Source organism: Burkholderia pyrrocinia (assembly GCF_018417535.1).
Taxonomy (GTDB): Bacteria; Pseudomonadota; Gammaproteobacteria; order Burkholderiales; family Burkholderiaceae; genus Burkholderia; species Burkholderia pyrrocinia_E.
Map to the genome: position 1 here is coordinate 887,728 of NZ_CP070978.1, position 13,699 is coordinate 901,426.

Annotated in this window: 12 protein-coding genes; 7 read left to right on the top strand and 5 right to left on the bottom strand. The window is 69.6% G+C overall.

The window, feature by feature from the left end; translation table 11 throughout:
- Nucleotides 1–224: 224 nt before the first annotated feature.
- From JYG32_RS22080 to ilvD, 4 genes are all read left to right on the top strand, one after another.
- The gene (locus tag JYG32_RS22080) at nucleotides 225–1,850 is read left to right on the top strand and encodes an APC family permease (RefSeq protein WP_213266968.1); all 1,626 of its coding nucleotides are present in this window, start codon (nucleotides 225–227) and stop codon (nucleotides 1,848–1,850) included.
- A gap of 77 nt (nucleotides 1,851–1,927) precedes the next feature.
- Nucleotides 1,928–3,520, top strand: coding sequence for an aldehyde dehydrogenase (NADP(+)) (locus JYG32_RS22085; RefSeq protein WP_213266969.1), 1,593 nt, complete (start codon nucleotides 1,928–1,930; stop codon nucleotides 3,518–3,520).
- Nucleotides 3,513–4,535: an Ldh family oxidoreductase gene (locus JYG32_RS22090; RefSeq protein ID WP_213266970.1), complete on the top strand. Its 1,023-nt coding sequence runs from the start codon at nucleotides 3,513–3,515 to the stop codon at nucleotides 4,533–4,535. Before JYG32_RS22085 ends, JYG32_RS22090 begins: the two co-directional genes overlap by 8 nt.
- A gap of 280 nt (nucleotides 4,536–4,815) precedes the next feature.
- On the top strand, nucleotides 4,816–6,675 hold the full coding sequence (gene ilvD / locus JYG32_RS22095) for a dihydroxy-acid dehydratase (RefSeq protein WP_213266971.1): 1,860 nt from the start codon (nucleotides 4,816–4,818) through the stop codon (nucleotides 6,673–6,675).
- Between the two features lie 170 nt (nucleotides 6,676–6,845).
- Here the strand turns inward: ilvD and JYG32_RS22100 are convergent, their stop codons facing one another.
- Together JYG32_RS22100 and JYG32_RS22105 are read right to left on the bottom strand one after the other, a co-directional pair.
- A complete protein-coding gene (locus tag JYG32_RS22100) occupies nucleotides 6,846–7,667 on the bottom strand; it encodes an SH3 domain-containing protein (protein WP_249744844.1) in 822 nt (273 codons plus the stop codon).
- A 33-nt stretch (nucleotides 7,668–7,700) separates the two neighbouring features.
- The gene (locus tag JYG32_RS22105) at nucleotides 7,701–8,132 is read right to left on the bottom strand and encodes a hypothetical protein (RefSeq protein WP_174382610.1); all 432 of its coding nucleotides are present in this window, start codon (nucleotides 8,130–8,132) and stop codon (nucleotides 7,701–7,703) included.
- 297 nt (nucleotides 8,133–8,429) lie between these two features.
- Between JYG32_RS22105 and JYG32_RS22110 the strand changes: the two genes are divergently transcribed.
- Nucleotides 8,430–9,965: a sigma-70 family RNA polymerase sigma factor gene (locus tag JYG32_RS22110; protein ID WP_213266972.1), complete on the top strand. Its 1,536-nt coding sequence runs from the start codon at nucleotides 8,430–8,432 to the stop codon at nucleotides 9,963–9,965.
- Nucleotides 9,966–10,146: 181 nt separating this feature from the next.
- Nucleotides 10,147–11,028 carry a helix-hairpin-helix domain-containing protein gene (locus JYG32_RS22115; protein WP_174382612.1) on the top strand — a complete coding sequence of 294 codons (882 nt, stop codon included), beginning with the start codon at nucleotides 10,147–10,149 and terminating at the stop codon, nucleotides 11,026–11,028.
- 1 nt (nucleotide 11,029) lies between these two features.
- Here JYG32_RS22115 and JYG32_RS22120 read toward each other — a convergent pair whose 3' ends face one another.
- Nucleotides 11,030–11,818 (bottom strand): hypothetical protein, encoded by a 789-nt coding sequence (locus tag JYG32_RS22120; protein WP_213266973.1) that lies wholly within the window; start codon nucleotides 11,816–11,818, stop codon nucleotides 11,030–11,032.
- A gap of 115 nt (nucleotides 11,819–11,933) precedes the next feature.
- Nucleotides 11,934–12,359 (bottom strand): helix-turn-helix domain-containing protein, encoded by a 426-nt coding sequence (locus JYG32_RS22125; protein ID WP_174382614.1) that lies wholly within the window; start codon nucleotides 12,357–12,359, stop codon nucleotides 11,934–11,936.
- 140 nt (nucleotides 12,360–12,499) lie between these two features.
- On the opposite strand from JYG32_RS22125, the gene JYG32_RS22130 reads away from it, so the two are divergent.
- Entirely contained in the window at nucleotides 12,500–12,997 is a 498-nt protein-coding gene (locus tag JYG32_RS22130) for a DUF2938 domain-containing protein (protein ID WP_174382615.1), read from the top strand.
- A 144-nt stretch (nucleotides 12,998–13,141) separates the two neighbouring features.
- On the opposite strand, the gene JYG32_RS22135 is transcribed toward JYG32_RS22130, so the two are convergent.
- Entirely contained in the window at nucleotides 13,142–13,582 is a 441-nt protein-coding gene (locus JYG32_RS22135) for a MarR family winged helix-turn-helix transcriptional regulator (protein WP_213267442.1), read from the bottom strand.
- Nucleotides 13,583–13,699: the final 117 nt, after the last annotated feature.

Sequence of the window (13,699 nt, forward strand, 5' to 3'; positions counted from 1 at the left end):
CCCCCCGGCGGCGGCGCAAGGCTTTCCCCCCTCGCGCCGCCGCCTCCGGTCCGGCATGGCCTGCGGGCCCGTTCGCCCCGGCGCCTGCCCGCGCCGCGCGCGAACGGCACGCGGCCCGCCCCGGTCGTTCGAACCGGGCGACGCCGGCCGGCAGGCGTGCGCGCCGCTCCGTCGGAGCTCGCGCAGCTCACGCCTGCACCGCCATTCCCCCAGGAGACAAGCCCATGCCAGGCCAAGGCAACGCTCACCCGTCCGTCCCGCTTTCCCGTACCGCGCACCCCGACGCGGGTCACGGCAAATTCAAGAAACAGTTGTCGCTGACCGATCTCACGTTCATCGGTCTCGGCGCCATTTTCGGTTCGGGGTGGCTGTTCGCCGCGAGTCACGTGTCGACGATCGCGGGCCCGGCCGGCATCTTCTCGTGGCTGCTCGGCGGCTTCGCGGTGCTGCTGCTCGGCATCGTCTACTGCGAACTCGGCGCCGCGCTGCCGCGCGCGGGCGGCGTGGTCCGCTACCCGGTGTTCTCGCACGGCCCGCTGCTCGGCTACCTGATGGGCTTCATCACGCTGATCGCGTTTTCGAGCCTGATCGCGATCGAAGTCGTCGCCGCACGCCAGTATGCGGCCGCGTGGTTTCCGGGCCTGACCGTTGAAGGATCGAGCGACCCGACGACGATCGGCTGGCTCGTGCAGGCCGCGCTGCTCTGCTTCTTCTTTTACCTGAACTATTCGAGCGTGAAGACGTTCGCGAAGGCGAACAACATCATCAGCATCTTCAAGTTCATCGTGCCGCTCGCGGTGATCGGCGTGCTGTTCACGTTCTTCAAGCCCGCGAACCTGACCGTGCACGGCTTCGCGCCGTTCGGCATGCCGGGCATCGAGATGGCCGTGTCCGCGGGCGGCATCATCTTCGCGTATCTCGGGCTCACGCCGATCGTGTCGGTCGCGAGCGAAGTGCGCAATCCGCAGCGCACGATCCCGATCGCGCTGATCCTGTCGATCCTGCTGTCGACGCTGATCTACGTGCTGCTGCAGCTCGCGTTCATCGGCAGCATCCCGACCGCGATGCTCGCCGGCGGCTGGCACGACATCAGCAAGGCGTTCACGCTGCCGTACCGCGACATCGCGCTCGCGCTCGGCGTCGGCTGGCTCGCGGTGATGGTCGTCGCCGACGCGATGATCTCGCCGAGCGGCTGCGGCAACATCTACATGAACGCGACGCCGCGCGTGGTCTACGGCTGGGCGAAGACGGGCACCTTCTTCAAGGTGTTCACGCGCGTCGACGAAGCGTCGGGCATCCCGCGCGCGGGCCTGTGGCTCACGTTCGGCCTCGCGATCTTCTGGACGATGCCGTTCCCGTCGTGGGAAGCGCTGATCAACATCGTGTCGGCCGCGCTGGTGCTGAGCTATGCGGTCGCGCCCGTATCGGTCGCCGCACTGCGCCGCACCGCCCCTGACCTGCCTCGGCCGTTCCGCGCGAGCGCTTTCGGCCTCACCGGCCCCGCGTCGTTCGTGATCGCCGCGCTGATCGTCTACTGGTCGGGCTGGAGCACGGTGTCCTGGCTGCTCGGCCTGCAGATCGTGATGTTCGTCATCTATCTCGCGTGCCGCCGCTGGGTGCCGACCGCGCACCTGAGCCTCGCCGAACAGGTGCGCTCGTCCGCGTGGCTGATCGCGTTTTATGCCGCGATGATCGTGCTGTCGTATCTCGGCGGCTTCGGCGGCACGGGCCGGCTCGCGCATCCGTACGACACGGTCGTCGTCGCGGCCGTCGCGCTCGTCATCTATTACTGGGGCGCCAACACGGGCGTGCGTTCCGACAAGCTGCAGCTCGACGACGACGAGGACTGACGCACCCGCCCCCCCTTTCACACCATCTCTTCGGCCGGGCGCCCCACGCCCGGCCCCTGTTTTTTCCGAGGAAAACCATGCAACTCACAGGTCAGCTCCTGATCGGCCAGTCCGCCGTCGCCGGACAGAACGGCACCCTCCACGCGATCGCCGCCGCGACCGGCGAGCAACTCGAACCCAAGTTCGGCGGCGCGAGCCTGCACGACCTGGAGACGGCCTGCGCGCTCGCCGACGACGCGTTCGACACGTACCGCGAAACGACACTCGACGCGCGCGCCGCATTTCTCGACGCGATCGGCCGCCACATCATGGCGCTCGGCGACGACCTGATCGAGCGCTGCATCGCCGAAACGGGCCTGCCGCGCGCACGCGTCGAAGGCGAACGCGGCCGCACGGTCGGCCAGCTCGCGCTGTTCGCGTCGCTGGTGCGCGACGGCGGTTTTCTCGATGCGCGGATCGATCCGGCGCGCCCCGAGCGCAAGCCGCTGCCGCGCGTCGACCTGCGCCTGCGCAACGTCGCGGTCGGGCCCGTCGCCGTGTTCGGCGCGTCGAATTTCCCGCTCGCGTTCTCGGTCGCCGGCGGCGATACGGCGTCGGCGCTCGCGGCCGGCTGCCCGGTGATCGTCAAGGCGCATTCCGCGCACCCGGGCACGTCGGAGCTCGTCGGCCGCGCGATCCAGCAGGCCGCGCGCGAATGCGGGATGCCGGCCGGCGTGTTCTCGCTGCTGTTCGACGCGTCGCGCGAGATCGGCCAGGCGCTCGTCGCCGATCCGCGCATCAAGGCCGTCGGCTTCACCGGCTCGCGCCGAGGCGGCGTCGCGCTGATGCATATCGCGGCCGCGCGCCCCGAGCCGATTCCCGTCTACGCGGAAATGAGCTCGATCAATCCCGTGCTGCTGTTTCCCGCGGCGCTCGACGCGCGTCACGACACCATCGCGCCGCAATTCGTCGCATCGCTCACGCTCGGCGCCGGCCAGTTCTGCACGAACCCGGGCCTCGTGCTCGCCGTCGACGGCCCCGCGCTGCGCGCGTTCGAAGCCGCGGCGGCCGATGCCGTGCGTTCGGCGGCCGCGCAGACGATGCTGACGCCGCACATCCACGCAAGCTATGCGCAAGGCGTCGCGGCGCTGCGCGGGCACGACGCGGTCGAATTGCTGGCGGAAGGCGTCGAAGGCGGCCGCCATCAGGCCCGCGCGGCGCTGTTCGCAACGTCGACCGACGCGTTCATCGCGCGCCCCGAACTGCGCGAAGAAGTGTTCGGCCCCGCGTCGCTGATCGTGCGCTGCCCGGACGCCGACACGCTGCATCGCGTGCTGAAGTCGCTCGAAGGCCAGTTGACGATCGCCGCGCATCTCGCCGACGGCGACGCGTCGCTGTTCGCCACGCTGCGCCCGACGCTCGAGCGCAAGGCCGGCCGCATTCTCGTCAACGGTTTCGGCACGGGCGTCGAGGTCGGCCATGCGATGGTGCACGGCGGGCCGTTCCCGGCGACGTCCGACACGCGCACGACGTCCGTCGGCGCACGCGCGATCGAGCGCTTCCTGCGCCCCGTGTCGTACCAGGACCTGCCGGACGCGCTGCTGCCGGAAGCGATCCGCAACGGCAATCCGCTGAACGTGCCGCAGCGCATCGACGGCGTGCCCGCGCCGCGGGAGGCGAACCATGGCTGAGCAAACCGCCGAAGTCGTCCTGTCGCTCGACGAGGTCCATGCGCTCGCACTGCGCGTGCTGACGCACAACGGGATGTCCGACGCGCATGCGCGGGCGATCGCCAATGTGATCACGCAGGGCCAGCGCGACGAATGCCACTCGCACGGCGTGTACCGGCTGCTCGTCTGCGTGCGTTCGCTGCGCAAGGGCAAGGTCGATCCGCAAGCGGTGCCGACGCTGCGCCGGCTGTCGTCGTCGATCGTCGCGGTCGATGCGCATCGCGGCTTCTCGCTGCTGAGCTTCGAAACCGGCCTGCCGGTGCTCGTCGAGATGGCGAAGCAGCACGGGATCGCCGCGATGGCGATCAACCACTGCTACCACTTCTCCGCGCTGTGGCCCGAGGTCGAGGCGATCGCGGCCGAGGGGCTGGTCGGCATCGCGATGAACCCGAGCCATAGCTGGGTCGCGCCGGAAGGCGGCCGCGAGCCCGTGTTCGGCACGAACCCGATCGCGTTCGCGTGGCCGCGCCCGGGCGGCGAGCCGTTCGTGTTCGATTTCGCGACGAGCGCGATCGCGCGCGGCGACATCGAGCTGCACGCGAAGCAAGGCAAGGCGATTCCGCCGCACTGGGCGATCGACGCCGACGGCCAGCCGACCACCGACCCGAAGGCCGCGCTGCAGGGCGCGATGCGCACGTTCGGCGGCCACAAGGGCTCGGCGCTCGCGGCGATGGTCGAATTGCTCGGCGGCGCGCTGATCGGCGACATGACGAGCCGGGAATCGATGGATTTCGACGAAGGCGTCGGCGCGACGCCGTGCCACGGCGAGCTCGTAATCGCGTTCGATCCGAAGGTGTTCCTCGGCGACGATCTCGACGCGGGGCTCGCGCGCGGCGAGCGGATGTTCGGGTCGATCGTCGCGCAGGGCGCGCGGCTGCCGTCGCAACGGCGCTTCGACGCCCGCGCGCGCAGCATCGCGAACGGCGTGCGGATTCCGAAGGCGCTTTACGACGAGATCCTGACGCTGCTCGACTGACGGCCGGAACGCGGAGGCGGCGCGCATGCATCGTCGACAACAGAGCGATCCGGCCGCCTCCCGGCCCAGCCGCGCTGGCGCGCCGCAACCGCCCGCGCGTTCCGCGCCGCGCCCGCCGCACGCGCCGGTTGCCGCCCCGCGGGCGCCACGCCCGCGGCGGCTGTGGGATAATCGCCCGGTTTGCCCAGGGCGCAGCTCAAGAGGTTGTTCGCACGGGCGCGAGAGAGGCCTTTATTCCCGTGCCTCCACCCTTTTCCGCGATATTTCTTCAGCCACCACAATGCCCACTTACCGCTCCAAAACCTCCACCGCCGGCCGCAACATGGCAGGCGCGCGCTCGCTGTGGCGCGCCACCGGCATGAAAGACGACGATTTCTCGAAGCCGATCATCGCGGTCGTCAACTCGTTCACCCAGTTCGTGCCCGGGCACGTGCACCTGAAGGATCTCGGCCAGCTCGTCGCGCGCGAGATCGAAGCCGCCGGCGGCGTCGCGAAGGAATTCAACACGATCGCGGTCGACGACGGCATCGCGATGGGCCACGACGGCATGCTCTATTCGCTGCCGAGCCGCGACATCATCGCCGACTCGGTCGAATACATGGTGAACGCGCACTGCGCGGACGCGATGGTGTGCATCTCGAACTGTGACAAGATCACGCCGGGGATGCTGATGGCCGCGATGCGCCTCGACATCCCGGTGATCTTCGTGTCGGGCGGCCCGATGGAAGCCGGCAAGACGCGCCTCGCGAACCCGGTCACCAAGACCGTCGAACTGAAGAAGCTCGACCTCGTCGACGCGATGGTGATCGCGGTCGACCCGTCGTATTCCGACGCCGAAGTCGCCGAAGTCGAGCGCTCGGCCTGCCCGACCTGCGGCTCGTGCTCGGGCATGTTCACCGCGAACTCGATGAACTGCCTGACCGAAGCGCTCGGCCTGTCGCTGCCCGGCAACGGCACGGTAGTCGCCACGCACGCCGATCGCGAACAACTGTTCAAGCGCGCCGGCCGCCGCATCGTCGAGCTGACCCGCCAGCACTACGAGCAGGACGACGCGCGCGTGCTGCCGCGCTCGGTCGGCTTCAAGGCGTTCGAGAACGCAATGACGCTCGACATCGCGATGGGCGGCTCGACCAACACGATCCTGCACCTGCTGGCGATCGCGCAGGAAGCCGGCATCGACTTCACGATGAAGGACATCGACCGCCTGTCGCGCGTCGTGCCGCAGTTGTGCAAGGTCGCGCCGAACACGAACAAGTACCACATCGAGGACGTGCACCGCGCCGGCGGCATCATGGCGATCCTCGGCGAGCTCGACCGCGCCGGCAAGCTGCACACCGACGTGCCGACCGTGCACGCGCCGACGCTGAAGGACGCGCTGGACCAGTGGGACATCGTCCGCACGCAGGACGACGCGGTCCGCACGTTCTACCTGGCCGGCCCGGCCGGCATCCCGACGCAGGTCGCGTTCAGCCAGGACACGCGCTGGCCGAGCCTCGACGTCGACCGCGCCGAAGGCTGCATTCGCTCGTACGAGCATGCGTTCTCGAAGGAAGGCGGCCTCGCCGTGCTGACGGGCAACATCGCGCTCGACGGCTGCGTGGTGAAGACGGCCGGCGTCGACGAGAGCATCCTCGTGTTCGAGGGCTCGGCTCACGTGACCGAATCGCAGGATGAAGCGGTCGAGAACATCCTGAACGACAAGGTCAAGGCCGGCGACGTGGTGATCGTGCGCTACGAAGGCCCGAAGGGCGGCCCCGGCATGCAGGAAATGCTCTACCCGACCAGCTACATCAAGTCGAAGGGGCTCGGCAAGGCCTGCGCGCTGCTGACGGACGGCCGCTTCTCGGGCGGCACGTCGGGTCTGTCGATCGGTCATTGCTCGCCGGAAGCGGCAGCGGGCGGCGCGATCGGCCTCGTGCGCGACGGCGACAGGATCCGCATCGACATCCCGAACCGCACGATCGACGTGCTGGTATCGGACGAGGAACTGGCGCACCGCCGCGAAGAGCAGAACGCGAAGGGCTGGAAGCCCACGCAGCCGCGTCCGCGCAAGGTGTCCGCGGCGCTGAAGGCGTACGCGAAGCTGGTCATGTCGGCCGACAAGGGTGCGGTGCGCGACCTGTCGCTGCTCGACGACTGACGGGGCGGCCTACCGACGACGGGTGGCCGGCAACGGGCATCCGACGACGGGCAGCCGGTCGGGCTGCGGACCACACAACCGCCCGACCGCCCGTTCACCCGATCCAGAAGCCGCTCTCCGGAGCGGCTTTTTTTCGTCCGGCGCCGGGAGAACCCGCCGCGCTGGCGCCGTCAATGCCGGAATTCCTCGGGTCCGCCGCCGCCTCCGCCACCGCCACCGTGGCTACCGCCGCCGTTTCCGCCGCCTTGCGGCCGCGCATAACCACCGCCACCGCCGCCGCCGCCACCACCTCCCTGACGCATCGGCGGCGGCATCGTACGGGCCTCGCCGCCCGGTGCGGGCGGCGGACGCAACACGGCCGGCGGCGGGCTTGCCGGACGGGCATTGCCCACCGCGCCCGGCATCGGCGCAGGTGCCGCCGGCGGCGGCGTGCGGTTCGCACCGTTCCAGCCGCCGCGCGTAGCCGACGGCCGTGCATCATGCGGCCCCCCCGGCGGCGGGCCGCCCGGTGCGGCGTGCATCGGCCCGCCCGGCTGCGGACGGCCCTGTCCCGGCGGGAACCCGCCGGGGCCGAGCCGCGGTTCCGCGCGATGCGCCCAGCGATCGCGGTCGTGGTACCACGGGCGGTGCCGGTAATAACGATCCCAGTACGCGGCGATCGCGAATCCGGTCACCGGCACACCGATGATCGCGCCGTATTCGAGCACCGGCACGTAGCTGCCCTGGTACGGATACGCGAGCAACTGCGCATCGATCCAGCCGCGCACGCCCGGCAGCGCGACGTCGCACCACGAGTAGTCGCTCAGGCAGCCGAATACGTCCAGCGCCGTGTCGGGCGGGATCTCCGCGACCACCGGATAATCAGGCGCCGGCCCGGCGAACAGTTCGGCCGGCGAGTTCGTGTAGGCGCTGCTCTGCGCATCGGCGACGCCCGGCGCGGCCGCGAGGCCAAGCAGGACGACGCACAGACTTCGGACAATCGTGTTGCTCATGATGCTCTCCCGCGCGGCCCCGCCGCGCGCCGGTCAGTGCCGATGGCCGCCGCCCCAGTGGCCGCCGCCCCAATGCCCACCGCCCCACGGACGATGCCAGTACCCGCCGCGCCCGCGCCAGTATCCGCCGCCCCAACCGCCCCAGAAGCCGATCGTGACGGGCGGCCCGTACCATCCCGGGTAGTACCCGGGGTAGTAGTACGGATACGGCGGCGGCACATAGGCCGGCGCGACATACACCGGCGCCGGCGAGCCGACGTCGGCCGACGTGTCGGGCGCGATGGGCGCCGGCGAAAGGGCCGGACCGGGCGCGGCCGGTGCAACCGGAATCTCGCGCTGCGTCACCGTGGCGGGCACCGGCGCGTAATAAGGCGCATAGCCGTACGGGCTCGTGTAGTAGCAGCCGCCGAGCGTCAGCGCAGCCAGTGCGATGACGGCGGGCCTCGCGGCGGGAATCGGGTTCATCTCATGCTCCGGCAGAATCCGCGCGCCGCCGCCGGGCGCGCGCCTGACTCTAGCTTACGTCCCCTGCAGATTTCAGCGGGTATGATCGGTTACTTTTTGTTTCCTGCTTCGGCGGTCGTGCGGGTATGCTGCGTGCTGGCCCGTCTGCCGCGCCCGCGTTGAAGTTGGCGCAAATGCCCTCAACTTGAACGATGTCAGGCTGACCGGCGCGGACGAGCGTTCGCGGACACCCGGCAGCCCGAAACCGGCGGACTTCGGCCCGCCCCCGACAGGAGCGCGGCCCACGCCGCCATCGACATGACTACGCCACGCCCCACGCCCCGGGCGGACACACCGCTCGATCCGATCATCCAGTTGCTGGCGCTCGCCGGTGAACAGGGTTATCTGACACACGCCGACCTCGTCGACGCGCTGCCGCCCGAAAGCGACAGCCCCGACGCGCTCGACGTCGTGCGCGCCGCGCTCGCCGATATCGGCATCGCCGTGCTCGACGAGCCGGCCGCGCCCGCGCCGTTCGCCGGCACGGCGCCTGTCGATGTCGATCGCGACACGCTCGACGAAGGCCGGGCCGTGCTCGGCGACCTCGCCCGCGGCACGAGCGCGTCGACCGATCCGCTCGCGCTCTACATGCGGCGCATGCAAGCCGTACCGCTGCTCACGCGCGAAGGCGAAATCGTGCTCGCCCGCGAAATCGAGACGGGCCGCCACCAGGTGCTGCACGCGCTCGCCGGCTGTCCGGCGGCGGTCGATGCGCTGCTCGCGCGTCACCGCACAACGGGTGCCGCCGGCACAACCGGATCGTCCGATGACGACGACGGCGACACGCCCTTGCCCGCCGGCGACGACGCACTGCAGGCAGCCGTGTCGGCGCTGCGCGGTGCATTGCTTGAGCACGGCTGCCGTTCGGGCGAATACCGCGACGCACGCAACCGCATGGCCGCGCTGCTCGGCTCGATCGCATGGGTCGGGCCGGCCGTCGACGATGCAAGCCGCGTCGTGCGCGCGCTCGCGGCAGCGCCGCATGACGCCGCCACGGGCGAAGCCGCCTGCTTCGACACGGTCGCCCGGCGTGCCCTCGCGGCGGCGCTTACCGACGGCCAGCAGAAAGTGCGCGACGCGACGCGCGCAATGCTCGAGGCAAACCTGCGGCTCGTACTGTCGATCGCGCGCAAGTACATGAACCGCGGCATCGACCTGTCCGATCTCGTGCAGGACGGTTGCCTCGGCCTGATGCGCGCGATCGAGAAATTCGAATACCGGCGCGGGTTCAAGTTCTCGACCTATGCGACCTGGTGGATCCGCCAGGCGGTCGCGCGCGCGGTCGCGGATCGCTCGCGCACGATCCGCGTGCCGGTGCACGTCGGCGACCAGTACCAGCGCGTGCAGCGGCAGGCGCTGCGCTTTCGCCAGCGCACGGGCCGCCGCGCGACGCCTGCCGAACTCGCGGCCGAAACCGGGTTCGACGAGGACAAGCTGCGCGCGGTGCTCGCGCTGCCTGCCGAGCCCGTCTCGCTCGACACGCCGCTGCCCGACGCGGACACCGGCCTCGTGGACCTGATCGAGGACCACGCGTCGGCCAGCCCGTTCGAGCAACTGGCCGACACGCGCATGCGCGAATGCGTGACGTCGCTGCTGCGGTCGGTCACGCCGGCCGAGGCCGACGTGCTGCGCCGGCGCTTCGGCCTCGGTGGCGCCGAGCCCGATACGTACGACGCGATCGCGCACGACGCGGGCATGTCGCGCGAACGCGTGCGGCAGATCGAGAAACGTGCGCTCGCCGCGCTGCGCGCGGCCGCCGAGGCCGAGAACGCGCAGTCGTTTCTCGACGCGTAATCGCATCACGCGACGCACGGTCGTGCCGGCATGCGGCACGACCGTGCTCTACGCGCCTGTGTTACGTTTGCCATTGATGTGCGTCAAGTCTTGCTCGTCGTGCGTCGCGACAATGATCAAAAGCCGACCGGCGCATCGTTCGCCGCGTCCATTCCGTTTGTGCTTCCCCGGGTCCCTCGCCATGCAGTCGACCACCAGCCAAACGTACGAGGAAAACCGGCACATCGCGGCATGCCTGCGCGAGGCCGCGCAGTGGCTCGCCGACCAGGGCGCGAATCCTTACCGGGTCGCTGCGTACCGCGCGTCGGCCGATACGGTCGAGGTACTCGACCGCAACATCCGCACCTTGTTCGAAGCCGGTGGCGTCGATGCACTCGACGCGCTGCCCGACATCGGCACGGGCGTCGCGCAGGCGATCGCCGAACTGCTGGTGACGGGACGCTGGCGCCAGCTCGACCGGCTGCGCGGCGATTCCGAACGGACATCCGCATTCGAGGCCGTGCCGGGCATCGGCCACGCGCTCGCGCTGCGCATTCACGACGCGCTGCACATCGACACGCTCGAGGAGCTCGAACGCGCGGCCCGCAACGGCCAGCTCGAAACGATCGCAGGCGTCGGCCCGCGGCGTGCGGTCGGCATCCGCACCGCGCTCGACGACGTGCTGACCCGCCGCCGGCGCTGGCAGGGTCACGTGGAAGACGCCGGCCCCGGCACGGAGCCGCCTGTCGAGCTGCTGCTCTACATCGATCGCCAGTACCGCAACAAGGCCGCCGCCGGCGTGCTGCCGACGCTCACGCACCGACGCCTGAACGCGGACGACTACGTACCGCCGCCCGTGATGCACATGACGAAAGGCGGCTGGCATTTCACGGCGCTGTGCCTGCACGCCGCCGCGCGCACGCCGGAAATCGGCCACACGATGGACTGGGTTTCGCTCTACTTCTACGATGCCGTGCAGTGCGAACACCAGCGCACGGTTTTCACCGAAACGTCCGGCTCGCTCGTCGGCAAGCGCATCGTGCGCGGGCGCGAGATGGAGTGCCGCGTGTATTACGCGGGATGAGTCATGCGTCGGACGCTTCGCTGACGTCGAATGCCGCATCGAGCACGGACGCGATCTCGCGACACGCATGCGTGAGCGTGCGTGAGCGGCGATCGGAATGTTCCAGATCGAGATCGAACCACGTCGAATGCGACACGTATTCGGCAGTCTGTTTGCGCTTCGGCACGTCGAACCATAACGTCACCATGTAGTCGCCCTTCCAGCGAAGCGGCATCACGTGCGTGAGTTGCAGCCTCGTGATCGCGCCGTGGCGGAACCGGAAGCAGTCGTCGCCGACGCGGAATCCGGACCACGTACCGTCGTTCGACACGAACATGGTCAGCGTATCGGCCGGCGGCGCGGCCGACTCGCCGTCTGCCGGTGCAAGTTCGGCCGCCGACACCATTTCCGCGCCCGAACCGCCGCGCCCCGTCTCGACGTCCACGAACGCTTCGATCGCACGCTTCAACCGATCGTAGAGACGGTGCGTGACGTCGGGCCGCGCGTCGTCGGCAATCAGGACCACTTGCTTGAATCGCGCGTGCTCACCGTAGCGCAGCCGCACTTCGGGTTCGTCGCCCGGCTCGTCATCAGGCTCGGCCTCCGGACCGTCAGCCGACGGCGTGGCCGCCGCAGGCTGCGCGGCCGCGCTCTGCCCTGTCACCCGGGCCACTACCCACCCCAGCAGCGCGGCCTGTGTCGCCATCACGGCGGCCAGCGTCACGAACCCCGCGAGAAACCCGTAATGCGGCCCGACCTTCGATGCCGCATACGCTGCCGGAAACGCAAAAAGCGCATAGAAAAACCACATGCGGCAACCCCGTCGTTCCTGTTTGTGACGTCCACGCGGTACTGGCACCGCATCGCGCTGCCACCCGACCGCCGCTGTCCTCCGTCGATGCACGCGCATCGCGCAGGCCGGCCGCTTACGCGCCGTCCGCCTTCGTGCGGCGCGCCGGATGACGATGCGCGGCGATGCGCAGCAGCTTCTGGAACGACGGGCATTCGAGATGGTTCTGCGCCGGACACACGGCAGCATGCCGCAGCGCATCGCGCACGGCGCCGAGACGGCGGATCGTGCGGTCGAGTTCGTCGGCCTTGCCGTCGAGCTTCGCGCGATCGATCGCGGGCCGGCCGTCCGCGCCGACCATCGCGAGGATGTCGTCAAGCGAAAAACCGGCCTCGCGGCCGAGCGCGATCAGCGCCAGGCGCTCCAGCACCGATTCGTCGTATTGACGCCGCAGCCCGTGACGGCCGTTCGGGACGATCAGCCCCTTTTCCTCGTAGTAGCGCAGCGTCGACGCGGGCAATCCCGTGCGCCGCGCGACGTCCGCAATGTCCAGACGGCCCATGCTTGACCTCAAGTGAACTTGAAGTTGCAAGATAGTCGCTCGACTCCGTAAAGACAAGCGTGGACCTCAATGAAACCGCTGAAACCGACACGTATTCCGCTGCGCCGCGCAGCCCTCGCCGTTCGCCGCGGAGGTGTGCAATGAGCCCGCCCGACATCCTGCTCGACCTGCTGCCGATCGGCGCGGGCGCCACGCTCGTGATGGATCTGTGGGCGCTGTTCCGGCGGCGTGCGTTCGACATTCCGTCGCTCGACTATGCGCTGGTTGGCCGCTGGGTCGGCCACATGATGCACGGCCGGTTCCGGCATGTGTCGATCGTCGCGGCGCCGCCCGTGCCGGGCGAGCGTGCGCTCGGCTGGATCGCGCATTACGCGATCGGCATCGCGTTCGCGGCGCTGCCTGTCGCGATCGCGGGCACGGAATGGATCGGCACGCCGACACCGCTCCCCGCGCTCGTAGCCGGCCTCGCCAGCGTGGTCGCGCCGTTCTTCGTGATGCAGCCCGCGTTCGGCTTCGGGATCGCGGCGTCGCGCACGCCGCATCCGGGCGTCGCGCGCCGGCGCAGTCTCATCACGCATCTGTCGTACGGCGTGGGGCTCTATCTGGCGGCATTCACGCTCGCGGCGCTGGCCCGTTGAGCACGCGGCTTTGCGGAACGCCCAGCCGGGTGGGCCCGGCCCGGCCGGCCGTCGCCGAAACCTGCGATGCGTCGTGCTCGTGCCATGTCTCCCGGCGTTCTCGATGTTTTCGATCCATCCGGCGCGCCCGGATATCCACGCGCGTCACTCGCCGCCGCAGTCGATCAGGTTATGGCGCACGCGCCCGAGCAATCGCACCAGCGTATCGCGCTCGTCGGGCGTGAAGCCGCGCAGCCCGTCGTCGGAAACGGTATCGCCGACCTCCAGCATCTGCGGAAAGATCTCGCGCGACTTGTCGGTCAGCCGGATCACGAACGCGCGGCGGTCGTCGTCGTTCGCGATGCGTTCGATCCAGCCATAGCTTTCCATCCGGTCGAGCAGCCGCGTGAGCGAGATCGGCGTGATCTCGAGCCATTCGGCGAGCCGCGCCTGATTCATCTCGCCCTTCCACGTCAGGTACGCGAGCACGCGGCTTTGCGCACGCGTCAGCCCGATGCGCTTCGCGCGCCGGTCGTACAGGCGTCCGTTCAGGCGGGCCACATCGGAAATCAGGTAGCCGAACCGGTTCTCGTAGGTCTTGTCCATGCGCGGATTATAGGGGCAAGCCATCGACGACCCTCGGCTCGAGACCCGGCGATAAGCAGATATATAATAAGCGTGCTTATAATTCGAGCCATACCGGATCGCTGCCCACGGCGACCG

Bases quoted from the DNA above. Each gene is read 5' to 3' on its own strand.
- JYG32_RS22135 (WP_213267442.1), bottom strand. From the start codon at position 13,582: ATGGACAAGACCTACGAGAACCGGTTCGGCTACCTGATTTCCGATGTG.
- JYG32_RS22125 (WP_174382614.1), bottom strand. From the start codon at position 12,359: ATGGGCCGTCTGGACATTGCGGACGTCGCGCGGCGCACGGGATTGCCC.
- JYG32_RS22110 (WP_213266972.1), top strand. From the start codon at position 8,430: ATGACTACGCCACGCCCCACGCCCCGGGCGGACACACCGCTCGATCCG.
- JYG32_RS22115 (WP_174382612.1), top strand. From the start codon at position 10,147: ATGCAGTCGACCACCAGCCAAACGTACGAGGAAAACCGGCACATCGCG.
- JYG32_RS22130 (WP_174382615.1), top strand. From the start codon at position 12,500: ATGAGCCCGCCCGACATCCTGCTCGACCTGCTGCCGATCGGCGCGGGC.
- JYG32_RS22105 (WP_174382610.1), bottom strand. From the start codon at position 8,132: ATGAACCCGATTCCCGCCGCGAGGCCCGCCGTCATCGCACTGGCTGCG.
- JYG32_RS22120 (WP_213266973.1), bottom strand. From the start codon at position 11,818: ATGTGGTTTTTCTATGCGCTTTTTGCGTTTCCGGCAGCGTATGCGGCA.
- ilvD (WP_213266971.1), top strand. From the start codon at position 4,816: ATGCCCACTTACCGCTCCAAAACCTCCACCGCCGGCCGCAACATGGCA.
- JYG32_RS22090 (WP_213266970.1), top strand. From the start codon at position 3,513: ATGGCTGAGCAAACCGCCGAAGTCGTCCTGTCGCTCGACGAGGTCCAT.
- JYG32_RS22085 (WP_213266969.1), top strand. From the start codon at position 1,928: ATGCAACTCACAGGTCAGCTCCTGATCGGCCAGTCCGCCGTCGCCGGA.
- JYG32_RS22100 (WP_249744844.1), bottom strand. From the start codon at position 7,667: ATGAGCAACACGATTGTCCGAAGTCTGTGCGTCGTCCTGCTTGGCCTC.
- JYG32_RS22080 (WP_213266968.1), top strand. From the start codon at position 225: ATGCCAGGCCAAGGCAACGCTCACCCGTCCGTCCCGCTTTCCCGTACC.